The sequence below is a fragment of the Paenibacillus aurantius genome, from assembly GCF_032268605.1.
Taxonomy (GTDB): domain Bacteria; phylum Bacillota; class Bacilli; order Paenibacillales; family NBRC-103111; genus Paenibacillus_AO; species Paenibacillus_AO aurantius.
The window spans coordinates 5,258,164-5,283,185 of the sequence record NZ_CP130318.1 but is presented as its reverse complement, the minus strand read 5'-3'; the positions used below and the strand labels follow the sequence as shown (position 1 = coordinate 5,283,185).

23 protein-coding genes and 1 riboswitch are annotated in these 25,022 nt (G+C 57.1%); of the genes, 20 read left to right on the top strand and 3 right to left on the bottom strand.

The window, feature by feature from the left end; translation table 11 throughout:
* Nucleotides 1-103 precede the first annotated feature (103 nt).
* From MJA45_RS23855 to MJA45_RS23790, 14 genes are all read left to right on the top strand, one after another.
* A complete protein-coding gene (locus MJA45_RS23855) occupies nt 104-859 on the top strand; it encodes a gluconate 2-dehydrogenase subunit 3 family protein (RefSeq protein ID WP_315604395.1) in 756 nt (251 codons plus the stop codon).
* A gap of 28 nt (nt 860-887) precedes the next feature.
* Nucleotides 888-2,609, top strand: a complete 1,722-nt coding sequence (locus MJA45_RS23850) for a GMC family oxidoreductase (RefSeq protein ID WP_315604394.1) — start codon at nt 888-890, stop codon at nt 2,607-2,609.
* A 24-nt stretch (nt 2,610-2,633) separates the two neighbouring features.
* On the top strand, nt 2,634-3,362 hold the full coding sequence (gene tatC / locus MJA45_RS23845; protein ID WP_315604393.1) for a twin-arginine translocase subunit TatC: 729 nt from the start codon (nt 2,634-2,636) through the stop codon (nt 3,360-3,362).
* Nucleotides 3,363-3,385: 23 nt separating this feature from the next.
* Entirely contained in the window at nt 3,386-3,577 is a 192-nt protein-coding gene (locus tag MJA45_RS23840; protein ID WP_315604392.1) for a twin-arginine translocase TatA/TatE family subunit, read from the top strand.
* Between the two features lie 25 nt (nt 3,578-3,602).
* Nucleotides 3,603-3,998, top strand: coding sequence for a cupredoxin domain-containing protein (locus MJA45_RS23835; protein ID WP_315604391.1), 396 nt, complete (start codon nt 3,603-3,605; stop codon nt 3,996-3,998).
* Between the two features lie 142 nt (nt 3,999-4,140).
* On the top strand, nt 4,141-4,626 hold the full coding sequence (locus MJA45_RS23830) for a MarR family winged helix-turn-helix transcriptional regulator (protein WP_315604390.1): 486 nt from the start codon (nt 4,141-4,143) through the stop codon (nt 4,624-4,626).
* 87 nt (nt 4,627-4,713) lie between these two features.
* Nucleotides 4,714-6,918, top strand: coding sequence for an alpha-galactosidase (locus tag MJA45_RS23825; RefSeq protein WP_315604389.1), 2,205 nt, complete (start codon nt 4,714-4,716; stop codon nt 6,916-6,918).
* A gap of 35 nt (nt 6,919-6,953) precedes the next feature.
* Nucleotides 6,954-7,032: riboswitch (ZMP/ZTP riboswitch) on the top strand.
* Between the two features lie 61 nt (nt 7,033-7,093).
* Nucleotides 7,094-7,942 (top strand): bifunctional 5,10-methylenetetrahydrofolate dehydrogenase/5,10-methenyltetrahydrofolate cyclohydrolase, encoded by an 849-nt coding sequence (locus MJA45_RS23820; RefSeq protein ID WP_315604388.1) that lies wholly within the window; start codon nt 7,094-7,096, stop codon nt 7,940-7,942.
* A 30-nt stretch (nt 7,943-7,972) separates the two neighbouring features.
* Nucleotides 7,973-8,434, top strand: a complete 462-nt coding sequence (locus MJA45_RS23815) for an NUDIX domain-containing protein (RefSeq protein ID WP_315604387.1) — start codon at nt 7,973-7,975, stop codon at nt 8,432-8,434.
* A gap of 77 nt (nt 8,435-8,511) precedes the next feature.
* The gene (locus tag MJA45_RS23810) at nt 8,512-9,006 is read left to right on the top strand and encodes a DinB family protein (protein ID WP_315604386.1); all 495 of its coding nucleotides are present in this window, start codon (nt 8,512-8,514) and stop codon (nt 9,004-9,006) included.
* A complete protein-coding gene (locus MJA45_RS23805) occupies nt 8,999-9,502 on the top strand; it encodes a GNAT family N-acetyltransferase (RefSeq protein WP_315604385.1) in 504 nt (167 codons plus the stop codon). The genes MJA45_RS23810 and MJA45_RS23805 overlap by 8 nt, the downstream gene beginning before the upstream one ends.
* A 109-nt stretch (nt 9,503-9,611) precedes the next feature.
* Entirely contained in the window at nt 9,612-10,901 is a 1,290-nt protein-coding gene (locus tag MJA45_RS23800) for a hypothetical protein (RefSeq protein ID WP_315604384.1), read from the top strand.
* 191 nt (nt 10,902-11,092) lie between these two features.
* Nucleotides 11,093-11,662: an SF0329 family protein gene (locus MJA45_RS23795; RefSeq protein WP_315604383.1), complete on the top strand. Its 570-nt coding sequence runs from the start codon at nt 11,093-11,095 to the stop codon at nt 11,660-11,662.
* An 88-nt stretch (nt 11,663-11,750) separates the two neighbouring features.
* The gene (locus tag MJA45_RS23790) at nt 11,751-11,894 is read left to right on the top strand and encodes a hypothetical protein (protein ID WP_315604382.1); all 144 of its coding nucleotides are present in this window, start codon (nt 11,751-11,753) and stop codon (nt 11,892-11,894) included.
* Nucleotides 11,895-12,506: 612 nt separating this feature from the next.
* On the opposite strand, the gene MJA45_RS23785 is transcribed toward MJA45_RS23790, so the two are convergent.
* Nucleotides 12,507-14,657, bottom strand: a complete 2,151-nt coding sequence (locus MJA45_RS23785; RefSeq protein WP_315604381.1) for a peptidase domain-containing ABC transporter — start codon at nt 14,655-14,657, stop codon at nt 12,507-12,509.
* A 255-nt stretch (nt 14,658-14,912) separates the two neighbouring features.
* Between MJA45_RS23785 and MJA45_RS23780 the strand changes: the two genes are divergently transcribed.
* The 3 genes from MJA45_RS23780 to MJA45_RS23770 all read left to right on the top strand — a co-directional run bounded on the left by MJA45_RS23780 (nt 14,913) and on the right by MJA45_RS23770 (nt 17,459).
* Entirely contained in the window at nt 14,913-15,131 is a 219-nt protein-coding gene (locus MJA45_RS23780; protein WP_315604380.1) for a bacteriocin-type signal sequence, read from the top strand.
* A 120-nt stretch (nt 15,132-15,251) separates the two neighbouring features.
* Nucleotides 15,252-16,664, top strand: coding sequence for a glycosyltransferase family 2 protein (locus MJA45_RS23775; protein WP_315604379.1), 1,413 nt, complete (start codon nt 15,252-15,254; stop codon nt 16,662-16,664).
* Nucleotides 16,665-17,162: 498 nt separating this feature from the next.
* On the top strand, nt 17,163-17,459 hold the full coding sequence (locus tag MJA45_RS23770) for a hypothetical protein (RefSeq protein WP_315604378.1): 297 nt from the start codon (nt 17,163-17,165) through the stop codon (nt 17,457-17,459).
* 40 nt (nt 17,460-17,499) lie between these two features.
* On the opposite strand, the gene MJA45_RS23765 is transcribed toward MJA45_RS23770, so the two are convergent.
* On the bottom strand, nt 17,500-18,066 hold the full coding sequence (locus MJA45_RS23765; protein WP_315604377.1) for a pyridoxamine 5'-phosphate oxidase family protein: 567 nt from the start codon (nt 18,064-18,066) through the stop codon (nt 17,500-17,502).
* A gap of 358 nt (nt 18,067-18,424) precedes the next feature.
* Here MJA45_RS23765 and MJA45_RS23760 point away from each other — a divergent pair, with 358 nt between their 5' ends.
* Nucleotides 18,425-19,069: a DedA family protein gene (locus MJA45_RS23760; RefSeq protein WP_315604376.1), complete on the top strand. Its 645-nt coding sequence runs from the start codon at nt 18,425-18,427 to the stop codon at nt 19,067-19,069.
* Between the two features lie 827 nt (nt 19,070-19,896).
* Here MJA45_RS23760 and MJA45_RS23755 read toward each other — a convergent pair.
* Nucleotides 19,897-23,061 carry a beta-galactosidase gene (locus tag MJA45_RS23755; RefSeq protein ID WP_315604375.1) on the bottom strand — a complete coding sequence of 1,055 codons (3,165 nt, stop codon included), beginning with the start codon at nt 23,059-23,061 and terminating at the stop codon, nt 19,897-19,899.
* Between the two features lie 204 nt (nt 23,062-23,265).
* Here MJA45_RS23755 and MJA45_RS23750 point away from each other — a divergent pair, with 204 nt between their 5' ends.
* Both MJA45_RS23750 and MJA45_RS23745 read left to right on the top strand, forming a co-directional pair.
* Complete coding sequence (locus MJA45_RS23750) at nt 23,266-24,519, top strand: LacI family DNA-binding transcriptional regulator (protein ID WP_315604374.1); 1,254 nt, start codon at nt 23,266-23,268, stop codon at nt 24,517-24,519.
* A 128-nt stretch (nt 24,520-24,647) separates the two neighbouring features.
* On the top strand, nt 24,648-24,968 hold the full coding sequence (locus MJA45_RS23745) for a putative signal transducing protein (RefSeq protein ID WP_315604373.1): 321 nt from the start codon (nt 24,648-24,650) through the stop codon (nt 24,966-24,968).
* The last annotated feature ends 54 nt before the right edge of the window (nt 24,969-25,022 follow it).

The window sequence follows — 25,022 nt, the reverse complement described above, 5'->3', positions numbered from 1 at the left end:
GCTCTTTTCGTTCCGGCTGTTTCACTAATAAGTATTAAGGTTACTCATTAGTAAGCATGCTTACTATTCGCATGTTTAATAATCCGTTAAAGGAGGGAGTCCATTGCCGGTTGATCCCAAATCCAAGCCGCAGGATGAGTCCAGAAGGCGGTTCCTGCTAAACTCCGGTGTTGCTCTGGGCGGCCTCATGGCAGGGGGCGTGCTCGCCGGAATCATCGGCGATACGGTGAAGGACAAGCCGAAGACGACGCCGCCGCAGAAAGAAGCGAACAAGGGCCCCTACCAGCAGGCCCTTATGTTTTTCACCCAGGAGGCCTTTCAGATCACGGAGGCGGCGGCCGAGCGCATTTTTCCAAAGGACGATGCCGGACCCGGGGCGAAGGAGCTTGGCGTCGCGTACTATATCGACCATCAGCTGGCCGGCCAGTGGGGCGTGAACGCCAGGGAGTACATGATGGGGCCTTTCCAGCCGGGAGAAGAAACCCAGGGCTACCAGGCCCGGCTGAAGCGGAACGACCTTTTTCTCGCCGGCCTTGGGGCGTTGAGGGACTATTCCATGAAGAAATACAACAAGTCGTTCCAGGCGCTAGAGAGCGTCGAGCAGGATGAGGTGCTGAAGGTGTTCGAGAAGGGCGGCGAGGTGAAGGTGTCCGGTCTCGCGAGCAGCGCGACTTTCTTCAGTCTGCTCCGCCAGCTCACGCTTGAGGGAGTATACGCCGACCCTATGTACAGCGGCAACGCGGACATGCAGGGATGGAGAATGCGGAGCTACCCCGGGGCCAAGATGAGCTATATCAACGACATTGAGAAGGACAAGTTCATCAAGTACGATCCGGTCAGCCTTCACAGCATGATGTAAGGTTACATAACGATAGGGAGGGAACAGAGTGGCCAAAACGCTGCCTAAGGTACCGGTCGTCATCGTCGGAATGGGATGGGCCGGAGGCATTATCGCGTCCGAGTTAACCAAGCAGGGAATCAAGGTGGTGGGGCTCGAACGCGGGAAGAAACGCAGCACGGAGGATTATTATCTCGTTCATGACGAGCTCCGCTATGCGCTGCGGTACGAGCTTATGCAGGATCTGTCCAAGGAGACCTTGACCTTCCGCAACAACAGCAAACAGACGGCGCTTCCTATGCGCTCGCTGGGCTCTTTTCTTATTGGGGAAGGCCTCGGGGGAGCGGGGGTTCACTGGAACGGCCAGACGTTCCGTTTTCTGCCGTATGACTTCGAGATCCGTTCCAAGACGGTAGAGCGCTACGGCCAAAGCAAAATTCCGCAGGGCATGACTCTGCAGGATTGGGGCGTCACCTACGATGAGCTGGAGCCGTATTACGACAAATTCGAGAAGATAGCCGGGATTTCCGGGGAGAAGGAACAGAACCCGATGGTCGGGAAGCGCGCGAACCCTTTTCCAACGCCGCCTATGAAGAAGTCCCCGATTCTGAAAATGTTCGAGGACGCCTCGAAGAAGCTCGGCTACCATCCGTACATGATGCCTTCGGCGAACTTGTCGGAGCCCTACAAGAACCCGGACGGCATCGAGCGCGCCCAATGCCAGTACTGCGGCTACTGCGAGCGCTTCGGCTGCGAATACGGGGCTAAGGCGGATGCGGTGGTGACGGTGCTTCCTGTAGCCGAAAAGACCGGCAACCTGGAGGTCCGTTATTATGCGAACGTGACGAAGGTTCTGTACGACGGGAAGAAAGCGACGGGTGTCGTCTATGTGGATACCCAGTCGGGCGAGGAGTTTCAGCAGCCGGCGGATATAGTTGTTCTCGCCAGCTATGTGTTCAACAACGTCCGGCTTCTGCTGCAATCCAAGATCGGCAAGGCCTATGATCCATCCAGCGGGCAAGGCGCGGTGGGCAAAAACTACTGCTACCAGGCCCAGGCGGGCAAGGCGGTCGGGTTCTACGACGACCGGGAATTCAACACGTATATGGGAGCCGGGGCTCTTGGGATGGAGTTCGACGACTTTAACGGGGATAACTTCGACCATTCCAATCTCAACTTTCTTCACGGCGGCGGCATCCGCATTTCCCAAACCGGCCTCCGTCCGATCCAGAACAACACCGTTCCGAAAGGGACGCCCAAATGGGGAGCGGAATTCAAGAAGCAGTCCCTGAAATATGTGAACCGTTACCTGACGGTCGGCTCGCAGGGGGCCAGCCTCCCGTGGCAGCAGCATTACCTGGACCTGGACCCGACCTACAAGGACGCCTACGGCAATCCGCTTATCCGGCTGACCTTCGATTTCGAGGAGCAGGACCGCCAGCTTGTAAAGTTTATGGCGGAGAAGGCGGGGGAAGTGATGAAGGAAATGAAGCCGACCCACATGGAGGTGTCGGGCGAGCTGGGGCCGTACAGCATCGTTCCGTACCAGTCCACCCACAATACGGGGGGCGCCATTATGGGGGCGGATCCCGGGACCTCCGTCGTGAACAGCTACCTGCAGGCTTGGGATGCGGAGAATCTGTTCGTCGTCGGGGCTTCCGCCTTCCCTCATAACAGCGGGTACAACCCGACGGGCACGGTAGGGGCGCTCTCTTACCGGGCGGCCGAAGGAATCGCCAAATATGCGAAGCAGCCCGGCATGCTCGTATAACCCCAGGCAGGAAGGAGGGGGAGGATGGACAAAGACAAGGAAATAATTCGCCACCTGACGGAGCTCCGCAAGCGGCTCATTGTCGTCATTCTCTGGTTTCTTGCGGCCATGGCCGCCGGGCTGTATATGTCGCGATCCATTCTTCTGTATATTAAACACTCGCCGCCGGCGGCCGATGTGGAGTGGAACGTCTTCTCGCTGACGGACGGGATGTTCATTTACATGAAGTGCGCGTTCCTCTTTGCCGTGCTGTGCACGCTGCCGGTGGCCTTCTACCACGTATGGTCCTTCGTCAAGCCGGGCCTTACGGAGGAGGAGGCCCGGGGGACGGCCGTTTATATCCCGATCTCCTTCGTCCTGTTCGTGGCGGGCCTGGCGTTCAGCTACTACATCGTCTTTCCAATGATGGTGGACTTTATGAAGAACGTGAACGTGAGCATCGGGGCGACGGAGCGGTACGGCATCGACCGGTATTTTTCCTTTCTGTTCAACGTCATCTTCCCGATGGGAATCGCCTTTGAAATGCCGGTGGCCGTTATCTTCCTTACCCGGCTCGGTCTGCTGACCCCGGCCCGGCTCAAAATGACGCGCAAATACGCCTATCTCGGTCTAGCGGTGGTGGGGGCCTGCATTTCCCCGCCCGATTTCGTCTCCCATCTTTCGGTTACGGTACCGCTCATTCTTCTGTTCGAGCTGAGCGTGATTGTCGCCGGCTGGTATTACCGGCGGATGCAGGCTGCCGCCGCCCTATAGCAAGGAAAAAGGAGGAGAAAAGGATGCTGAACAACATCGGATTGCCCGGACTGATTATCATCCTGGTCATTGCTCTCGTCGTATTCGGACCGGCCAAGCTGCCCCAGCTGGGGCGGGCTTTCGGCGATACCTTGCGCGAATTCAAGAATTCGACCAAGGGCATTGTCGAGGATTTGAAGGAAGACGGGGAAGAGGAGAAGAAGACCGTCACCTAAGACCTACACCAATGGAGGGATTCTCATGACCAAACGATTCTGGCTGACAAGCATTCTGATCATTCTCGTCGTCTCGGTACTCGCGGCCTGCGGGAGCAAGGATAACGCCGGCGGTTCCTCGGGAAGCGGAGGAAGCTCCTCCGGAGGCGATTCCGGCGGGACGAAGGAAATAACCGTTGCCGCCTCCAACTTCAAGTTCGAGCCAAGCGAAATCCGCGTGAAGAAAGGGCAGAAGGTGAAGATCACGCTCGACAACAAGGAGGGCATGCACGGATTGGCTATCCCCGAGTTCAATGTCGACTTGAAGCAGCCGGGCTCGGCCGAATTCACGGCGGACAAAGCCGGGACATTCGAATTCCACTGCTCGGTCGTTTGCGGAGCCGGACATGCCGAGATGAAAGGCAAGCTCATCGTGGAATAAGAGACAAGCGGAGGAGGGCCGTCGCGGGCGGCTCTCTTTTTTCGGTCACCGCCACCCTTGTTTTGGGATGCTTGACAAACCGTTCCAGAAGCCGTCATAGTGAAAACAAAATCTTTAATCAAGAACCAGGAGAACGAAACCCATGAAGAAACACCCTTCGGAACAGCTGGCCCTGCATCTGTACCGGGTCAACCGCAAGCTGCAGTATCTCATGTCCATTCACCTGAAGCCCTATGACATCACGCCCGAGCAATGGAATGTGCTGAAGCATGTGCAGGAAACGAACGGGGTTTCCCAGAAGGACCTGTCCGTCATGGCCGATAAGGACAAAACCAGCATAACCCGAACCCTCGACAGCCTCGAACGGAGAGGGGCCGTCCGCCGGCAGGTTAACCCTGAGGACCGGCGTTCCTTTCTGGTTTTTCTCACGGAGGAAGGCATGGGGCTCATCGAGAGGCTTCAGCCGATCCCCGATAAAGTCAATCGGCTTGTTTCCCGTGACTTAAGCGGGGAAGAGCTGGCTGTCTTCCGGCAGACGCTTACGTTGCTTCAGAGCCGGATTGAAGCGGAGACGGCTGGGACGGATTCCGTAGCCGGCGGCTCTCCGGACAGCAGGCTGGATGGATAATAGCCGTTGTTCGCAGGAATATCCCTTTCGATAGCGAATGGGTTAGCGAAAGACAGAGAAAACAGAGAGAGAAGGAGAGAGTCCGACTTGGCTGTGCACTTTGACGGAAAAGCAAACATTTATCATCTGCAGACGAAATCTTCCAGCTATCTTTTTCAAGTCACGAAATGGGGAACCCTCGCTCATTTGTATTGGGGCAAAAGGATCCGCCCGACGGGGCTGGACCGGATTCTGCAGCTTAGGGCCCGCTCCGCCGCGTCCCCTACTCCCGACGTAACCGACAAAACCTACTCGCCGGACACAATCCCGCAGGAGTATCCGGGCTACGGCGCGGGGGATTTCCGGCTCCCCGCTTTTCAGGTTCAGCTCGAAAACGGCTCGACGGTGACCGATTTGAAATACCGGGCCCACCGCCTGCTGAATGGCAAGCCGAAGCTGGAGGGGCTGCCGGCTACTTACGCCGAGGCTCCGGAAGAAGCCGAGACGCTCGAGATCGAGTTGGCGGATGAAGTCATCGGGCTGAAGGTCATCTTGACCTATACGGTCTTCGAGCACTATGACGCCATCACCCGCAGCGTCCGCTTCGCCCACGAGGGCCCCGGGCGGCTGAAGCTGCTTCGGACCATGAGCATGAGCGTGGATATGTCCTCCTCCGACTACGACCTGCTGCAGCTCTCGGGCGCCGTCCTGCGGGAACGGCATCTTCACCGGCGCGCGCTCGTTCCCGGAACCCAGTCCATCGAAAGCCGGAGAGGGGCAAGCGGACACCAGCAGAATCCGTTTATGGCGCTGCTCTCCAAAGGGGCGGATGAGGATAGCGGGGACGTGTACGGGTTCAGCCTCGTTTACAGCGGCAGCTTCCTGGCAAGCGCGGAGGTGGAGCAGTTCGGCACCACCCGGGTATCACTCGGAATCAACCCGTTCGATTTCAGCTGGCTGCTGGAGCCCGGGGAGTCCTTTCAGACGCCGGAAACGGTGCTGGTCTATTCCGACCGGGGCCTGGGAGGCATGTCGCGGACTTATCACCGGCTGTACCGGGAACGCCTGTGCCGGGGAACCCACCGCGACCGGGAAAGGCCCGTACTGGTTAACAACTGGGAAGCGACCTATTTCGATTTCAATGCGGACAAGCTGGGGCAGATCGCGAAGGTGGGCGGAGAGATCGGCATTGAGCTGTTCGTTCTGGATGACGGATGGTTCGGGCGGAGGGATAACGACAAGTCCTCCTTGGGGGACTGGTTCGTCGACCGGAACAAGCTGCCCGAAGGCCTGGAGCATCTGGCCGAACGGATCTCGGCGAACGGGCTTGCTTTCGGGCTGTGGTTCGAGCCGGAGATGATCTCCCCGGACAGCGAGCTGTACCGGAGTCACCCGGACTGGTGTCTTCACGTCCCGGACCGGTCCCGGACCACGTCGAGAAACCAGCTCGTGTTGGATTACTCCCGGGCCGACGTGCGGGACTATATTGTCGATACCGTCGGCCAAGTGCTCTCCAGTGCCCCGATCCGCTATGTCAAGTGGGACATGAACCGCAACATGACCGAAATCGGCTCCGCCTTGCTGCCGCCCGACCGGCAGAGGGAAACGGCCCACCGGTACATGCTCGGCTTGTATGATGTGCTGGAGCGGATCACCTCGGCCTTCCCGGACGTACTGTTCGAGAGCTGCGCTGCCGGAGGCGGGCGCTTCGATCCCGGCCTGCTCCATTACATGCCGCAGGTGTGGACGAGCGACAACTCGGATGCGGTCATGCGCCTGAAGGTGCAGTACGGGACGAGCCTGGTGTATCCGCCCGTCACGATGGGAGCGCATGTCTCCGCGGTACCGAATCATCAGGTGGGGCGGATCACGCCACTCAAGACGCGCGGGTATGTCGCCATGTCGGGCAACCTGGGCTACGAGCTGGACCTGACCCGGCTGACGGAGGACGACAAGACGGAAATCCGCAGCCAGATTGAGCTGTACAAGCAGATCCGCCCGCTTGTCCAATTCGGGGATCACTACCGGCTCCGCAATCCGTTCGAAGGGAACGAAACGGCCTGGATGTTCGTCTCCGCGGACCGGCAGGAGGCGGCGGCCTTCTATTTCGAGACGCTGTCGGAAGCGGCCCCGGCGATCAAGCGCCTGAAGCTGAAAGGCCTCGACCCGAACCTTGATTATATGGAACTGGAGTCAGGGGCGGTTTATGGAGGCGATCATCTGATGTACGTCGGGATCCCCCTTCCCGTGCTGAAAGGGGATTTCCTCGGCGTGATGTTCCGTCTGCAGGCGGTAAGCCAAAACGGCGCTTGAAGGAAGAGGATGTTCGGGTTACAATAGAGGGAATATCTGGCAGGTGTAACTGGCGAAACGTGGAGAACCACGGGGGAGCACCTGCTTATCACGCCGATCGCCTGGGCAGAGGTAAGGGACTATCCCTTGCCTCTTTGTGTTTTTATTCTATCGGTGGAAAGGATGGAGGAAGACCATGCCCAACAACGCACTCCTGCTGGACGGCACCAAAGTGGCCGAAAGCATCAAGGAGACACTAAAGGAACGAATTCAGGCTCTGGGGGAAAAAGGAATCGTCCCCTGCCTGGCCACCGTATTGGTCGGCAGCGATCCGTCGTCGGCCACGTATGTGAGAATGAAAGGGAACGCCTGCCGGAGGCTCGGCATCGGCTCAAGGCGGGTCGTGCTTCCGGAGAACACGACCACGGAGGAGCTCGTGGAGACGATTCGGGAGCTTAACGAGGACCCGGCCGTGCATGGCATCCTCCTGCAGCATCCGGTGCCGGCTTCGATCGACGAGAGGGAGGCCTTCGAGGCCATCTCCATCGAGAAGGACGTGGACGGCGTGACGACGCTTGGCTATGCGCGGACGGCCTTTGGCCTGGCGGATTTCCCGTCCTGTACCCCGGCGGCCATTCTGGCCATTATGAAGCATTACCGGATCGAGGCGGAGGGCAAGCATGCGGTCGTCATTGGCCGGAGCCCCATTCTGGGCAAGCCGGTATCCGCTATGCTGCTGAATGAGAACGCAACGGTCACCACGTGCCACTCCCGCACTCGGGGACTCCCGGACCTCGTCCGCCTGGCCGACATTGTCGTAGCGGCCGTAGGCCGCCCCCGGTTCGTACAGGGAGATTGGCTCAAGCCGGGGGCGGTGGTGCTGGATGCGGGATATAACCCCGGCAACGTGGGGGATGTGGACTATGAGGCTTGCCTAGGGAAGGCCTCCGCCATTACCCCTGTGCCGGCCGGGGTGGGCCCGGTGACGATCGCCACACTCCTTAAGCACACCGTGGAAGCGGCGGAGAAATACGGTAACCGGTAACGGAAGGACATCCGAAGAGGAGGAAATCAGATGCATCGTCCCCTGCTTAGAGCGGAAGCGATTATCCGGCGGTCGGACGGGGAAGCGTACTTGGTCCAATGCGACCGGGAGGAGAGCTTCTACCGCTTTCCCGGCGGCGGCGTGGAATTCGGGGAAACCGCGGCGGAAGCCATTCGCCGGGAGCTTCTGGAGGAGTTCGACCTGCCCGTTCAGGTCGGCCCGCTGGTGTGCCTGAATGAGAGCCTGGTGGAGTTCGACGGTCGGCAGCGGCACGACTGCACCGTCCTGCATTGGGCCGCCGTGGAGGAATCGGCCATCCGCGGGGCGCTCACGCATAAGGAGCACCCGGATATTCAGTTAACGTGGCGAACCCTTAAAGAGCTTAAGGAAAGACCGCTCTATCCGGAGGGGATTTGGGAAGCGCTGGAACGGGGCCTCGAGGAGGTTGTCCATCTGGTCATCCGGCGGAATTATGACCGGCCGGAGGAATAGCCCGCTCCGTCAGACGGGCATCCGATCTGACGTTATCCGGATGAACCGAGAACTAACTTGAGAAGGGAGTGATTGGTATGAATATAAAATCTGTTCTGTTGGATCAATGGAACGCTTGTTATCACGATAAGAGCTGGTTTCTTCCTCTTCATGAGATTCTAATGGATTTAAAAGCAAGCCAAGCTGCTTGGGAGAATGAAAGCAAACAATCCATTTGGTCGATCGTGAATCATCTAATTTTTTGGAATGAGAAATGGCTCGAAAGATATAACACGGAATTAGTTGACCGGAGTAGTCCCATAAACAATGACGATACGTTTTATGTAAATCCGCATCCCCTCAATGAGCTGGAGTGGAAGAAGACTTTGCAGAGACTGGAAACCGTTTTTGATAGCTGGAATAAGGCACTTGAGGAAAGCACGGAGCTTAAACTGCTAACGGAAATCCCCTCCTATTTCCATGCTCCATGGTGGGGAGCAGTCTCAAATTTATGTATTCATAATGCCTATCATATAGGACAAATCATGCTGCTCAAAAAACAATGCTTAAGTTTAAGTCAAAAAAATGATTGACTTAGAGGTTAAGAACCCGGCTGACGAAGAGCTCGAGCTCTTCGTATCCATTCTGCGGGAGGGAGCGGAATGGATACGAGCCCGGGGGCAGGAGATGTGGTCGGAGCGGCAGGTCTCCTTGACCGCTCTGCTCGCTTCCTGCCGCAGGGAGGAGCTCTATTTGGGGAGCGTGGGGAAGGAGCCCGCCGCCGTCATGATCCTTCAGGAGCAGGATCAACTGGCGTGGGCCGATGCGGACGGGTGTCCTTCCCTTTACCTGCATAAGCTTTGCGTGAGAAGGCCCTATGCCGGGACCGGGCTCTCCGTTGAAATGATTCGCTGGGCCATTCGGGAGGCGGTAAGACGGGACAAAGCGTTCCTCCGCCTCGATTGCGCCGCCGACCGGCCCCAGCTCTGCCGCTTCTATGAGTACGCCGGGTTCCGGAAGGCAGGCGAACGCCTTCTGTTCGGGCGCTACCCTACGGCCTTGTATGAATATGCCCTGCAAGGGGGCTGACGGGGGGCCCTCATCGCTCTGCTTACCTCGGAGCGGGACATTGTTTTGCAGGAGTCAGTAAATAATTTACAATATAAGAAATAGGGTGAAATTGCTCAGGGGTGATAAAGTGAAATTCTTTAATTTATCGGAGCCTATAGAGTACGAAGCCCTAATGCCTGGTAGGCATAATAGATGGGGGAATGATGCCCTTCTTTTCAGGGTTAACAAAGGGACAGGGAAATTGACCACTAAGTACGGAACGGATAAAAGTGGTGATACCTATGGGTTTTTGTTGCTAGATAATAAACCATTGATAAACAGCTACGGTGAAGAGTTGTACTGTCCAACATGTGCTAAGGTTTTAAGTATGGGTTTAGGCAGGGAGAACGTCAATCAAAGCTTAATTGACACCATTAAACATTCACAAAATGTAGGTAATGATATCAAGGTTGCTTTTGAAAATATAAAACCTATGCTATCAATCTTAGAAGACGGGTACTACTTGTTAACCCGCATCGAGATGATTCCCACTGATGGAGAAGGTAATTTTTTCTGGAATTTACCCAGTTCAAAGAAGCTCTACAAGGCAACAGCGGATGTATATTATAAGTTTCATATTAGTTCTGGTACTCCCAAATTCCTTCTTCCCTCTCAAAGTATTGCTTGTTTAAATAAAGAAAGGGTAAGTCATTACGTAGATCAATTAAATCACGGTAAAAGCATGACAGGGCTTGCTTATTACTACGAAGGGTTCATGAGCACATTATTAGACGGACATCATAGAGCAACCGCAGCTTATATAGAAAATAAAAGTATCGATTGTTTAACCATAGTAAAAGTAACGGGATTGGGTTTCAATCAAGACAAAAAGCCAGATAAGATTTATGCTGGCGGTGAAATATATGATTTTAACTTATTTAGTAAACCTGAGAGGATTTATAAATATCTGAAAAAGATAATGGATTCGAGAAAATGGAAACTTGAGACTCAAGAGGTTGAGGAGCTCCTTAGTGCTTGTCAGTGCGTATGGATACATGAGACAGCTACCACAGAAAATGATTTTGGTAAGAGGATCTATCCTGACTATTTATCAATCGCGTTTTCGGATATGGCGGGAGATGTTTCGGATGAACGCGTTCATGATGTTATGGGTAGGCGGGATGAGGAAGCAGAATTTGAGTTAGAGATGATTTTTAAGAAACTAGAACTGCAAGAACCTAAGAGAGCGATTGAACTTGCCAAACGAATAATCAATGATGCGAATTGGAAGGTACTACTTGAGGAAGCATTTCGCTATTTGGCGTCAATAGACAGTACGGAAGTTGAAGATATATTTATTAAATATTTAATAGATACGGATCATGATCCTAAAGATGTATGCAGAAAGATAGCACATGAATATTTGAATAATAGATAAACACGATTTGTTTGCAAAAAAAAATAAATTAAACCTGATAATATGATTATGCAATTATAGAATGATCAGGCATCGAGGATCAACCAATTCGCTAGATTGTGAGCAAATAGGAACCTTTGCGAAACATATAGCCTGATAAACCTACAGAAACAAAAAAATGTGTTTTTAAGATGGGCACATAGGAGGATTACATGTCCTGGAGCAAATTGAAGCAACATCTGGAGAGTTTTCTCTGTCCTGCGTTATATGGAAGGGTTGAATACCGTGCAACCAGTTACCGATATTTACCTGATAAAGCAGGACAATGTTATATTGCAGTAGATAAAAAGAACGTACTCAATATGAGTGATAAAACTACCTTAATCAGATGGTATGAGACGGAGTTAGAAATTAAGAATGATTCCGATATCCAAATTCCTATCAACAATGATGAAATGGAAGCGGTCAGAAAAGATACCAAGGGGATGGTTCCGGAGGATCGTCTAGAAGTAATGGCAAGAAATAGAAAAAAATCAGAATATGCAAAAGAGCTTTTGTTAGCACAATCAGCATTAAGTAAATCAAATTTTGTCGTTGTAGCTAATAAGTTTTTATCTATTTCTATAGAGGAAAGCATAGAGAGCCATGATATCTTATTGAATATTTTAGCTTTGCTGGACAGACGAGTTGGAAAAAAGCGAATTTTAAACATGACCGAGAAGATGAAGTTCAAGCATCCAAGTGTACAGTATTTTTATGAGCTGCGGTTTAGTACGTTATGAAAAATGAAAAAACTCCTTCCCCCCTCTCAAGCAGGAGGTTTTTTTCATGCGAACGTATATTTGCTGATAAATTGTTGTCGGTAAGAGGATGTATTTTAATGGAAAAAATCTGATAGATAAAAAAATAGCAATGAGAACGCCAGATGAATATGGTGAAAATTTGTTGGATATTGTAGGCGGAGTTGTTGTGGGTAATTCATTTCTTGAAACTGTTGAAATAAAACCTCTGTAAAGAATGTCAGTCCTTATGTACCGCTAGACTTATATACCTATCAAAGTCCTCCATGATACTATTCTCTAAACGATAGTAATTGCTTAATTGAAATTGAGATTAATTGTGGGGAGTTTTCAGAACGTAGTATTGAGGAGATTTCAATCAGATTTGCTGTTAGTAATCCTATTGAAACTTATGAGAAAACCATTGCACTTTGCAAATCACTATGTGAAATGCTAAGTGTTAATGTTTATGATATGCAATTAAAACAGACCTTAAATTTCACGAATGAAATACAGATGCTACATAGTAAGAAATGTTTTTGGAAAAGAGAAGAAAACTCATTCCAGACGATACTATTTCTGTTCCGTTGCATTGTGGAAAAACATTTTGGGACTGGATTAAGGATCGAGATAAGAGATAGTAAACGATGGTGGTGAGTGAATAACAATCGACTTGTTCTATTGGTAAAATCATATAGGGAAGTGACATGATTCTTGTTGATGAATCTAGCCGCAATCGAATTGAAGAATTTATTGAACAACTTTTAAATATACACCCTCCCTAAAAAAGCCGTTTCTTGATGCCCGAAGGCACCAGGAAACGGCTTTTTGCCAGTCATCCACGCAGCTACTGGCTCTCCCAAAGGTCGGCATAGACGCCGCTTTGGGCCAGCAGGGCGTCATGCTCCCCGCATTCCACGATCCGCCCGTTCTTCAAGACACAGATCTGGTCGCAGGACTGGACCATACGCAGCCGGTGTGAAACGAGAATCGTCGTGACGCCCTCCAGCCGGCCGATCAGCCGGGCAATCGCCTGCTCGGTCACGGTGTCCAGGCTGCTCGTCGCTTCATCGAGCAGCAGAAGCTGGGGCTTGCGCAGCAGCGCCCGGGCGAGGGCGAGCCGCTGGCGCTGGCCGCCGGACAGACTGGCTCCGTTCTCCTCCAGCACGGTTTCGTAATGAAGAGGCAGCGCCGCGATATCCTCATGAATTTGCGTCAGGCGGCATACCTCGACCACCTCTTCGAGCCCTGGCTTCGTCTTTAGCCCGAGACAGAGATTATCGTAGACCGACCCGTGGAAAAAGAACGAGTCCTGCGCGACATAAGCCGTCCGGGCCCTTAGCCCCTCGGTGCCGATCTCGTCCAAGGCCCGGCCGCCAATCGAGATAGCGCCTCCCTCCGGCTCGTAGAAACGCAGGAGCAGCTTAAGCAGGCTGCTCTTCCCCGAGCCGCTCGGCCCGACAATGGCGGTCGCCGTTCCCTGCTTCACGGTCAGGTCGAGGCCGTCCAGCGTGAGCGGCTTGCTGCCGTACCGGAAGGACAGGCCGCGGAAGACGACATCTCCGCGGAGGTCGGCCCCCGCCGGTCGTCCGTCCGGCTCGGCTTTCCGCTCCGGCTCCAGGTCCATGATTTCCCCAAGCCTGGAGGCGGCCACATACGCGGATTGAAGCACCGGCTGGAGGTCGATCAAGCGCTGGAGAGGAGTGAGGAAATACGCCAGCAGCACGTTGAAGGTGATGAGCTGGCCTGCCGTCAGCGTACCTCTGGCCACCTCCCTGGCACCAATCCACAGGAGAACTACCCCGCTTACGAGCTGAAGGCTGTTTTTCAGAGCCGCCTGCTGGTTGCTCGCTTTTCCGTACGTCAGGGTGCTCGCGAGAAACGCATCATACTTCCGGTCGGCGGTTTCCCCGACCTCGTTCCCGGCGGTGGCCGCCTTCACCGTTTCGATTCCTTTCACGGATTCGATCACATAAGAGGTGAGCTCCGCCTGGTCCGCCATAATCTGCCGGTTGTACCGGTCGAAGGCTTTGCGGAAGCCCGTCAGGATGATCGCATACAGCGGAACGAGCAGGAGCGTAATCCCGAATAGAAGCGGGTTCTGGTAATAGAGCACGAACGCGGCGATGCCGATGGTGAGCGTGTCCACGGCCAGCGTCAAGGAAGCCTCGGAGAGGGCGTCCCTCACGTGGGCGGCGTCCGTGAGCCGGGAGGTAATGTCCCCGGCCTTGCGGGCGCTGAAGAAGCCGAGGGGCATGCGCATCACATGATGGTAATAGTCCATCACGAGCCGGCGGTCGATTCGCTGGGCCATCCGCAGAAAGAGATGGTTCCGTCCGTAATCCAGCGCCGTCTGCACGAGGTAGAGGACGATCAGCACGGTGGAGATCAGCCCGAGGGTGCCCATCTGCTGGGAACCGAGGAGCCCGTCCAGCAGGTACTGGAAGTAGTAGGCCCCTGCTATGCCGATGCCCGTCACCACGATAGAAGCAGCCACGATCGGAAGCAGCAGACGCTTGTTCTGATTAAGAAGAGGGAGGAACCGCTTGATCGGGCTGCTTCCCATGGAAACCGGCTTGAATTCGGTTCCGGGCTCCAGCAGAATCAGGACACCGGTCCAAATGTCCAGAAAATCCTTCGTGGAAAACGTACGCATGCCCTCCGCCGGGTCGGCCACTTGAACCTTCTCCTCGCTCACTTCATAGAGGACCACATAGTGAAGAACGGCCTTGTCGATGACGACATGGGCGATGGCCGGCAGCGGGAACGGCTCCAGAAGGGAGTCCCTCTCACCCTTTACCGCCTGCGCCTCGAAGCCGATGGATTCCGCCGCCCGGACGAGGCCGAGGGCGTTGGTTCCGGTTGGATCGGTGCCGCACGCTTCCCGCAAGATGGTTAACGGCAGCTTGCTTCCGTAATACCGGGCGATGGTGGCCAGGCAGGCCGGCGCACAATCCTTGCGTTCCTGCTGCCGGATGCAGACCTTTTGTTTGAACAATCCCGTCCCGCCTTTCTAATCGCTAACTTAGTAGTTCATACCCATAAACAGGAAAGGGTTAATCAGGATAGAAACGGGGGAAAGCGGGAACTGGGGAGGATACGGATGCATCCCATATTTGGGGTGCCTTATTTGCAAATGAAGGTTTTCTCACTAATAATGTTACCGGATAAGGCACTGGGATGGGTTTCACTTCCAGTTCCATAGGTTAAAAGTACATACACCTTAGAAAGGGGTTGAAAAGGCATGACTACCATGAAAAAAACGAAAACCACCCACTCGTTTAAGCAGTTAAACGAGGCTGAGATGATGGACGTAAACGGAGGAGACTGGAGGGATATCGCCCGCTGGTCGGCGGACTTTGTCCGGGGACTCTTCTCCAGTCCGTTTGGCTGCGGGCTTGGGGACGTGACAGGCAGGAACAGCAAGCCGAGCAGTGGCTGCTCGCCTTACCCCGCCAGCAAGCGTTGTTAATCCTACTTAAGTCCATAGCTTTATCCACCGGGATAAGGCAGCGGCAAGCGGGCAGGGCCGGTTGGGACCAACCGGCTCTGCCTTGCTTTTTGTGTTGCTACATAAGAAAGGGGGCTGACAATGGACAAGAAGAACGAGAGAATGACGCGGGCCCGGGTTAACTTGCCCTTCCTGCAGGGAGTTTGCCGCTGGATGGAGGAAGAGGGGTTCGGAGAGCCTTCCTTGTATGAAGCATTGAGGGAACGCATCGGCCTGCTGGAGGCCATTGAGGAATGCTCGGACGAGCTGGCCTTCTGGTTCGCGGAGGAGGATGCGGAGCTCATCCGAATGCGGGAGGAGCCGGATCCGTCGCGCATCACGGCCATGGTACGCGGAATTACGGAGACCGGAGAACGGTCCAGAGTGTCCGTCGTGGTCATGACCCGGAATGAGGAACGCTGCATAGCCCGCTGTCTGGCGAGTGTACAAGCCCTGGCGGACGAGACAATCGTGCTTGATACCGGCTCGACGGATCGGACGGTGGAGATCATCCGGGAGGAGTTTCCCGGGGTTCGGCTCCTGCAGGCCCCGTGGGCCGACGATTTTGCGGCGATGCGAAACCGCCTCACGGCAGAGGCGGAGGGGGAGTGGGTTTTTCAGCTGGATGCCGATGAATATTTGGTCAGCGATCCTGCGCCGCTCAAAGCCTTCCTACAGCTCGTGTATGACCTTCCGGTTCCTTCACTTGTGGTGAGCCCGAAGATTGTGAACGAAGACGGGGGAGAGCTGCCTTTGACCCGCCGGATTTACCGTAGGAAGGACGGGCTTCATTACTATGGGATCATCCACGAGGATTTGCGGCTAGCTCCGGATCGGAGAGGAGAAGACCTTCTGCACTTGATGACGGACGACCTCATCCGCCATGACGGGTATGAGCCTGAGGTTATGCGGGCGAAGGACAAAGCAAACCGGAACATTCCGCTGCAGGAGAGGATGGTTCAGGAAGAGCCGGACAACATGAGGTGGCATTATTTTCTTGCCCGCGAGAAGGAGGCAGCCGGTTACCCGGAGGAAGAAGTACTCGAAACGATTGACCGGGGGCTGAAGCAGCGGGCGGAGAAGGCCGGGCCCGATTCCTTCCATCTGCGCTCCCTTCTGCTTCAGGCAAAGCTGCTCGACGCCCGGCTCGGGCCGTTCAATCCTGCCGCCGAGGCCGTTGTGGAGCAGTATCCGGATTGTACGGACGGGCTGTATTACCGGCTGAACCGGCTGGTTTTCCTGGGGCTTTCCTCCATGCTCCAGGGAGCGGACAAAACGCTCGCCCGCTTGCAAAGCCTGGAGAACCCTTATTCCCTGCTCCAGCCGCAGAGCGACCACCTCATGCAACTGATGGGCCGCATCTACTTGGCGGGTGGACAGTATGGAAAGGCGATGCGCGTCTTCTCGACCATCTCCGATGAAGAGATCCGCGGTAGGGTGAAGGAGGAGCTGGCGGATCTGCGCGGACAGCTGGATGCTTTTCTGGATGGCCCGCAACAGACGGCGCTTGTGTGAGCTCTGGAGCGGAGGGAAGCGTTGACCCCTTTAACGCCATTCAGAATACCTCCGGCAGGTAGGGTGATTAGTTCGCTCCAGCAGGGTTATTTTTTTGGCCGCCGATTCGGGTTCAAGAGAGGCATGCCCTGCAACCTCCGGCCGCTGGAAAACGTCCAAAGGATAACAAAGTATCCATTCTAATGGAGGAGGGGGCTTATGGTCGTCTGGGGCTTTCCCTTTGCGGCTCTTTCGGCTTGTCTGGTGGGGATAGCTGGCTATTTGGTTTTGGGGCTTCTGCTGCCAGAAAGCCGGTTTCCGGCAGCAAGGTGTTGGAGAAAAGCGTTGGCGGCGGGACTTTCGCTTGTTTTTCTCTATTTGTACTTGAGTAACCTGGCTCTTCTGGACTAAGGGTAGGTCAGGGATGGAGGCGGGGAAGGGCAGGATGGTAAGGAAACTCGTCAGTGGGGAACGGTGGGGTTAATGAAGTTAAAAAATAGCCGTCCAAGCCAAAAGCCAATGGCCCAGGCCGGGACGTCGGCCTTGATCCTTACCGTTTGCGTCGCCGCTGCTCTGGCTTGGTCTCCTTGGCTGAGCGAGGAACGAGCGGCTCGCTGGGCAGCCGCCCATTTTCATTCCGGCCAGAAGGGGAGAACGGATGCCTGTGGGGTAGTGGGAACGCAAGCCGGGGAGCGCCGCTTTTTTGCCCGGAAGGTGACGCTGTTCTACCGCTGCGGCTTGCTCCCGTCGCCTCCCCAGGATCCGCCCCAAAAGTCTGCTGTTTACGTGACGGGCTTCGGGGCCATCTTCCGTTGACAGCCTCGTTATAACAGGGGATGGCAGAGAAGCAAGGAGCTTAGGAAAGTTCCTCATCCAACCGAAGCCCGAGCGGAGTAGGCAAACCGTCCATGCTGACGGCATTTTTCTCCTTGCGGTAGGCGGGGAGGCTGTCGCCCTTGTGGACCGCCCAGGTCTGGAGCTGGTCCCGCTCCCCCGCGTAGTCGAAATAAGGGACGCTGTAACCGCATGAGGTTTTGACGGCGTGCAGGCGGGCGTGGATGATTTGGCGGGCTCCCGGATAAAGACTAAATTGAGGAGCAAGCGCCTCCCATTCCGGTGTGTCGGGCAGGATCACCCGGCCGGTTCCGTACAAGCGCAGAATGAGCGGATTTCCTTCAAAGGCCACGAACATAAAGGTCAGACGGCCGTTCTCCAGCAGATGGGCGCTTGTCTCATTTCCGCTTCCCGTCAGATCGAGATAAGCGACCTCAGTCGGAGACAGCAGGCGCAGCACATCATAGCCCTTCGGGGATAAGTTGACATGGCCGATCGGATCCAGGGGGGCGGACCCGACGAAAAAGATGCGCTGCTTCCGGATAAACTCCTCGTGCTCCGGCTGGAGGGAAGCAAACAATTTGCCCATGGTGATCTCTCCTTCTTGGTTCGTTTAGGCGCGGCCCTCTTCTCCTCCAGTATGAAACCAGTGGTAAAGGATGTAAATGATGGATTACCTATATGGTTATAGCCGTTGAGGTTTCGATGGCGGAGCGTTGGTTACTTTTAGAGAGCAGCCCATGCGTCCTAAGCCGCCACCTAATGACGTTTCACCCTGCCTCCGGTTGGCTCACGGGCAGGCACGGGGGAATCGCCGCATCCGCTATCCTAAACCTGACCGGGAGGGTCAGGTTTTTTTGTTGGAAAGATAATTCAAGAGGGCCCGGAGCGGTTACATAGAAGTATCAGGTTTTGTCCGTGAGTCACGGAAAAAAGGGGAGAGCGCCATGTTTACCGATACGCTTCACAAACTCATTGACCAGTACGGCTATCTCCTGTTCTATTTGACACTGGCGCTCGGGCCATTCGGCCTTCCCGTTCCGAACGAGGTCACCGCCATGACGGGAGGCGTGACGGCGGCGGCCGGCACCTTGAACCCTTGGGGCGTTTTCGTTTTTATCTTCGGGGGGCTGCTCACCTCGGTGTCGCTCAGCTTCGCGGCGGGGAATTACATCGGAAGCAAGGTGATCCGCCGACTCAAAAAGAAGAGCAAGTACCGCCGGCACATCCGCAGGGCGGAGAAAATTTTAAACAAATACGGCAACGCCGCTTACGCGCTCAGCTGCTTCGTTCCGGTGGTGCGCTATGCGGTTCCGGTACTGGCGGGCGCCAGCCGGACCAAGTTCAAGCGCTTCGCGGTCTACTCGTACACCGGGGTGGCGGTCTGGACCTTGGTGTATTTCGGTCTCGGGCTTGGGTTCGGCGAGGAACTGGCGGCCTTCGTCGCAGGCCTCAATCCTTACATGCTGGCAGGAGTTGCCGCTGCCCTCGCAGGCGGATACTTTACGTACCGCTTCCTGCGCAAGAGCAAAACAGCCGAGCCGCCTGTCCTGGCACCGGCACCGGTTCCGGGTGAGAAGGTGCGGCCCTGACCGGGCCGTCAGGAGGAAGAAGGGCCGGAAGCGGCCGGCAGGCGGTTCGGGCGGAAGCTCTCCAGGCCCATGACTCGAACGATAGGGCCGCGGGACGGACGGCGGCTTGGCGGAAGACGGCCGCCACCTTTGCTATGGCCGGGCCGCCCATGAGCGGAAGAGAGCGGCAGCGAAGGGCGCTGCCTTGATCCGGCCGGAGAGCGGACGAGGGCTTGCCGTGCCGATGGCGTACCCATAGAAAAAGCATCCCATGGACCAAAGGGTCCGTCGGGATGCTTTTGATTTTTATGGGCGGGGCTGCGTTGGCGAGTGACCGGACCGGACAGCGGCCAAGGTGTGGAAGGCTGCGGGGGCGGTTGGGTGCCGATCCGACGGGACGCCGGGGGGAGCCGGTTGGAAGCCTGCGGGTCCGGCCGCAAGCTTCATCCGCCGCTGCTAGGTGAAGGTCGGGAGAAGCTAACGAACCGGCTGATGCTTATTTGGTGCAAAAACGCCCAGATTTTTTTCTAACGAATCCTGATGGTGTTATTCGGTCTTTTTGCTGCTTCAAGCAGGAAAAAGCACCGAATAGCGTGTCTGCGATTCGTTAATGAGAAAAAAGGAGGCTTTTTGAGCCAATAAGGATGCCTCGATTCGTTAGCCGCGCGGGCACCCTCATTCACCGTCTCAAGGAGGACTAGGCGAGGCTTTCTTCGAGGCCGAGAAGCACGAAGCCAGTTGAGCGATAGTGTGTTACTGGTAGCATTCGCTCCGGCCTGGTCTTCCCTCACCTGTGCAGCTTCCGCCCCAACCGGGTCGGCCCTTGCCTATGCAGCTTTCGCTTAGGCCTATCCCCTCGCCTGAAGCTCCGCCTCGACCGCCACCTCCTCCGGCCGGTAAACGGCCAGCAGCCGGCCTTCCCGGTCGGCGGCGAACAGAACGGAGCGCTCGCTCTCGAGTGTGAAGCGGTACTCGGCGCCGGTCTCCGGGTCCTTCGCGGCGATATCTGCCGGAAGGCCGTACTCGGACACGAAGACGAACAGGCTGCCCTCGTCGAAGGCGAGCTTCCGCCCGTACACGCCCGCGAGCTCCCCGCCGGCCAGCCACTCCAGCTCGGGGACGACCCCGGCGGCCGCGATCGCCTGGCGGTAGACGGCCGCGAGCGTATCTGTGCGGCGGTTCAGCTCAAGCGGCAGCGGGCACCAGAGCAGGCGGCCCTTGCCGAGCGGCGCTTCGACGAGCGGCTGCGCCCGGCGGGAATCCGCCGTGCCGACCAGCTGCTTCGCCGAGTCGGCGATGCGGGGGCCGTCGAACGTGACCGGGAGGACGCGGCCGTCTACGATAACGGCCTCCTCGCGAAGCACGTTCGCCTGCCCGGCGGCTCCGAGCTCCGCCTGCAGCCGCTCGACGGGCCGCCAGTAGGCATCCAGCCCGACCGGCCCCGTGATAAGCAGCGTGCCGCCGTGACGGCTCACGTGCCCGGTCAGCTTCTCCAGCGCTTCGCTGCTGAAGTTGTGCGGGCTCGGCAGGATGAGGAGTCCCGGCGGATCCGTCTCCAGGGAATCGAGATGATATTCGCCCAGCCCCCGCACGTGGACATTCAGCTCATACGCCAGCGTGCGGATGGCCGCCGTTGTCGCCGGATAGGCAAGCGGGCGGGTGGAGAAGTCGTTGGAGTAGGGGAACACCACCGCGATGTCCTCCAGCCGGCGGCCGCGGAACAGATGCCCGATCTCGTTCATAAATGCCCCGAACTGGTACGAGACGTCCGCTTCCGGCTTCTCCGTGCCGTCAGCTCGTAACGCCCCTATGTTCGATTCGTTGACGTTGTTCATGTAGTAATTCACGTTCCAGATCCACTGCACGGCTCCCGCGCCTCCGGTCGAGAAAGCGTAGGCGTACTTGCGCTCCAGAATGCGCCGCAGTTCCTCTTCGCTCCGCTTGGCCCGTCCGTCCGGCGTCTCGATGTACATGATGCCGGTTTCCTGGATGAGGTTCGGTTTCCCGGTATCCTTCGAAAATACCCCGTCCCAGACCAGGTCGTCCATGTTCCACCACGAGTGCATGGTCGTATAATCCACTTCCTCCGCGTAGAAGAACGGAGAGGGCCGGCGGCCGCTCAAGGCTTCGTCCTGGCCGACCGTCACAAGCTGCTTCGGCTGGAGGGAGCGGATCGTCTCCACCAGCTGCGCCGCCCACCGGTTGTGCATGTCCATGGTGAAGAGCGAATAATCGAGCCAGGGGCCGCCTTTGGCCGGAAGGATCGCCGTCGTGCCGAAGTTAAGCTCCTCCTTCTCCGGCAGCCGGGCCGCCGCGAAGGAAGGGAGCTCCTCCGGCGTCATGCCCCAGCGCTCTTGCAGCACCCGCACGGATCCGTGGCGCTCCTCGAGCCAAGCGGAGAAGGCCTCCTGCTCAAAGCGGTCCCTGGAAGAGCGCGGACCGGCGAAAATCCTCTTGGGATCGAACATCGAAGGCTCGTTGATGAGGTCCCAATGAACGTTCGTCGTTTCCGCATGGCGGGAGATGATGGAAGCCAGGAACCGCTTCTGGGCCTCCACGCTTCGCGGATCCAGGTAAGGGTTTACCCCTTCCCACGTTTCCGGCGTAAAGGCAAAGAAGTTGAAGGTAACCTCCAGGCCGTAGCGCTTCGCGGTGAGCAGGAAGGCGTCGATGGCGCGCAGCGTCTCCTCCACGGCGTGGCCGTCGACGAACATGACCTGCCGCCAGGCGGTCCAGAGCCCGGTCCGGATATAGTTGATTCCGGCCCGCTTCATCTGGGCCATGTCCCGGTCCCAAACCGCGGCATTGGGCAGGAAGAGGAACTTCCGGGCGACGTCGCTCGTCATGTACGTCATGCCGACGATCGGGAACGGCTTGCCGTCCTTCACGAAATAGTCACGGCCGCAGGAGAGCATCTCGCCCTCGCGCAGCAGGTCCTCGTCCCGGCACCAGAAGCCCTGCTGAAGCCGGCGTTTCTCCCCGGCCTCCGAGACGGCTTCGCACTCGGCGAAATAGAAGCCGGGTGTCAGCTCAACCGGCACGGGAATGCGCGTCCAGTGAAGCTCCCGGCCCAGGACGGTCTGCCGCTCCTCTCCCCACACCGTCTCGTACCGGTCCTCCTGATGGAAATCTCCCGGCTGCGCCGGCTCGGCCGTCCGCTGCAAGGCCCGGCGGACGCGTAGCCGGAGCGTCCACTCCTTGGCCTCGCCGCGGAACGCCCGTAGCCGCTGCCCCTGGAGGGTGAGGGTGGCCCGCTCCCCCTCTTCATAGGAAGCGTAGGTCGGCTTCAGCCACAGCTCGGTTACGCCTTCGGCGGCATAGCCCGCCCACTCGCCCAGAGCCTCGGCACCGCCCCCGTCCCAGAAGCCCCGGCGCAGAATCTGGTTGATCAGAATCCAGCGTCCGCCGGCATAATCGCCCTTGGTATGCTCCAGCAGGACGGCAGGCGCCGCTACTTCGCGCTCCCGGCCGCAGCCGCTGATTCCTTTGAGCAGCGGATAGAGGTGCGCATCCATCGGCCCCGAGGTGCCGCCCTGCCCCGGCTGGTCGTCGGCGTGGGTCGCATGCAGCACGAGGCCGAAGGTCGGCTCGATGCTGAAAAGAGCCTCCCGGCCTTCGAACAGCGGAATTTCCCTATGGGCCGCCAGGTGATGGAAGGGGGAGGGATCGACGGGAAGCGCTTCGTGGATGAGCAGCTTCTGGTGGTAGCCCGTTTGGGGCGCTTCCGGCCGCCACTCGCCGTCTTCCCGGTACACGGGAATTTTGAAGGGCGCCCCTCCTGCGGCGACGAGTCCTTTTCCCTGATGCAGGTGGTCCAGCAGGGCCGGCCAAGCGTCCTTAGGGAAATACGGGCCGTGAAGGTGCACATAGCCGGAGGCTCCCGCAAGAGCGCCGGGAAGTCCTTCGGCATCGGCCAGCGTGTATCGGTCAGCAAGCTCTTCGAGCGTCCGTTCGTCGGGGCGGTCTCCCGCGTAGGGGAAAGCCGGATCATAAAAGACAACGATTTGACTCATGGAGAATCCTCCTTGCCGGCTTGGGCCGGACTTGGTATGATTTTGGTAAACCAGTTAGGTTTGTTAGGTAAGAGAAGCTTTTCGACATGGGTAGAATGTAAGGCTGCGCGCCCGGTGTGTCAACCGTTATCCGGCCGAATCCAACCGATTATAACGGACTAAAATGATACCAGCGTTTCCCGTTGGGCAGAAAAGAGGAAGACCATGGCCAAAATCACCATGCAGATGATTGCCGACAAGCTCGGCTTGTCGAAATATACCGTTTCCCAGGCCCTTTCGGGCAAGCCTGGAGTCGGCCGGGACAAAAGGCAGCAAATTCTCGAAACCGCCCGAACGCTGGGTTACCGGCTGCCATCGGCTCCGCCGGGTACACCCGGTGCTCCCGGAAGCGGGCTGCCGGAAACGAAGAAGCGGAAGCTCCTCCTTCACATGGACCCGGTATACCGGATCGAGAACGACTTCTGGAGGCGGGTGCTCGACGGAATTCTCCAGGCCTGCGAGGAGTCGGGCTGGGAGGCGGCCTTTGTGGAGGAAGCGGAGGAAGCCGAGCAAGTAAGGGAAGCCGAAGAAGTAAAGGTAGCGGAGGAAGAGAAGGAAGAGAAGGAAGAGAAGGAAGTCGAGATGATCCTAGACGACAAGTGGGCCAAGGATTCCCGGAATGGAATGGCCGCGAAGGAGGGGGCCAGGAAGGCGAAAACGGCCGAAGAGGTCGTAAGGGCGCCTCTTGCGGCAGGGCTTATCGTCGTGGGCAAAACGGCCCCTTCCCGGCTGGTCGGCTTCCGCCGGCTGGGCCTGCCGCTTGTGCTGATCGACCACGAAGAGCCGCTGGTCGAAGCCGACGTAATCCTGAACGCCAACCTGGAAGCGGCCCGGATCGCCTGCCGGCATCTGCTCGCTGCCGGCTGCCGCTCGCTTGTCTTCGTCGGCCGGGACAGCTTCTCCGTCAGCTTCCGCGAGCGGTGGTGGGGCTGCCGCCTGGCGGTGGACGAATGGCGGGCGGAGACCCGCGACAGCGGGCTGCGCCTGAAGAAGTGGACCGTCCCGTACGGCGGGTCCGGCTGGCAGAACCAGCTGGGCAGGAGGCTGGAGGCTCTGGGCCCGGCGGTGCTAACGGCTGCAGGGGAAGCCCCGGATGATGCCGGAAACCGCTCCGCCCTAAGCGGGGGAGAGGGAGAGAGACCGGACGGCTTCCTGTGCGCGAACGATCAGATCGCCCTCGATCTGATCGGGCAGCTTAAGCGGGCCGGCCTGCGGGTGCCGGAGGACTGCCGGGTGGCCGGGATCGACAATATCGCGAAGGCCGCCCATGCCGTTCCCGCCCTTACGACGGTGGAGCTGGCGAAGGAAGCGCTCGGCCGGAGGGCTGTGCAGGCGCTGGAGCGCAAGCTCGCGAATCCGGGCTCGTGGGCAGAGAAAATTATTCTGAGTGCCCGGCTCGTGGAGAGACAATCCGGATAGACCGTCCCGTTGGCGAAGTTTCAAAGCCGGAAAGCAAGGTTAAAAGATGGTAGCTAAAGCAGCATTCCTATCCAAGATACAGAAGAACTCCAAATGACGAGAAACCCAAACTCGAAAAGGCGGTGTTGATGATGTATTTATTGGTGCTTGTGATTGTGGCGGCAGCTATCGGTTACTACATCTGGTATTCCAAGAACACCTGGAAAACCGTCGAGGTAGCCACCGGAGCTCAGACGGAGGAAGTCCAGATGAAATATGCTCTGCTTCAGAACGAAGGCGTCCGCTGCCGCGTCAAGACGGACGAGAATCCGGCCAACATGGCGATGGCGGGCGGCCCGCTGCCGGAAACCGGCGGTGTATCCCCTTCGAACCGCGCGACCCTGCAGGTGCATGCAGCCGATCTGGACCGTGCCCGTGACATTCTCGACCGGAATGACACGGTGGTATAATACCCGCCCGGCCGATTAGCGGAAGGCGGAAACACCGATCCGCGGATCGGTGTT

Coding starts and splice junctions, on each gene's coding strand:
- MJA45_RS23820 (WP_315604388.1), top strand. CDS start 7,094: ATGCCCAACAACGCACTCCTGCTGGACGGCACCAAAGTGGCCGAAAGC.
- MJA45_RS23840 (WP_315604392.1), top strand. CDS start 3,386: ATGCTGAACAACATCGGATTGCCCGGACTGATTATCATCCTGGTCATT.
- MJA45_RS23780 (WP_315604380.1), top strand. CDS start 14,913: ATGAAAAAAACGAAAACCACCCACTCGTTTAAGCAGTTAAACGAGGCT.
- MJA45_RS23745 (WP_315604373.1), top strand. CDS start 24,648: ATGATGTATTTATTGGTGCTTGTGATTGTGGCGGCAGCTATCGGTTAC.
- MJA45_RS23775 (WP_315604379.1), top strand. CDS start 15,252: ATGGACAAGAAGAACGAGAGAATGACGCGGGCCCGGGTTAACTTGCCC.
- MJA45_RS23815 (WP_315604387.1), top strand. CDS start 7,973: ATGCATCGTCCCCTGCTTAGAGCGGAAGCGATTATCCGGCGGTCGGAC.
- tatC (WP_315604393.1), top strand. CDS start 2,634: ATGGACAAAGACAAGGAAATAATTCGCCACCTGACGGAGCTCCGCAAG.
- MJA45_RS23770 (WP_315604378.1), top strand. CDS start 17,163: ATGGCCCAGGCCGGGACGTCGGCCTTGATCCTTACCGTTTGCGTCGCC.
- MJA45_RS23765 (WP_315604377.1), bottom strand. CDS start 18,066: ATGGGCAAATTGTTTGCTTCCCTCCAGCCGGAGCACGAGGAGTTTATC.
- MJA45_RS23790 (WP_315604382.1), top strand. CDS start 11,751: ATGTATTTTAATGGAAAAAATCTGATAGATAAAAAAATAGCAATGAGA.
- MJA45_RS23760 (WP_315604376.1), top strand. CDS start 18,425: ATGTTTACCGATACGCTTCACAAACTCATTGACCAGTACGGCTATCTC.
- MJA45_RS23805 (WP_315604385.1), top strand. CDS start 8,999: ATGATTGACTTAGAGGTTAAGAACCCGGCTGACGAAGAGCTCGAGCTC.
- MJA45_RS23835 (WP_315604391.1), top strand. CDS start 3,603: ATGACCAAACGATTCTGGCTGACAAGCATTCTGATCATTCTCGTCGTC.
- MJA45_RS23830 (WP_315604390.1), top strand. CDS start 4,141: ATGAAGAAACACCCTTCGGAACAGCTGGCCCTGCATCTGTACCGGGTC.
- MJA45_RS23795 (WP_315604383.1), top strand. CDS start 11,093: ATGTCCTGGAGCAAATTGAAGCAACATCTGGAGAGTTTTCTCTGTCCT.
- MJA45_RS23755 (WP_315604375.1), bottom strand. CDS start 23,061: ATGAGTCAAATCGTTGTCTTTTATGATCCGGCTTTCCCCTACGCGGGA.
- MJA45_RS23810 (WP_315604386.1), top strand. CDS start 8,512: ATGAATATAAAATCTGTTCTGTTGGATCAATGGAACGCTTGTTATCAC.
- MJA45_RS23750 (WP_315604374.1), top strand. CDS start 23,266: ATGGCCAAAATCACCATGCAGATGATTGCCGACAAGCTCGGCTTGTCG.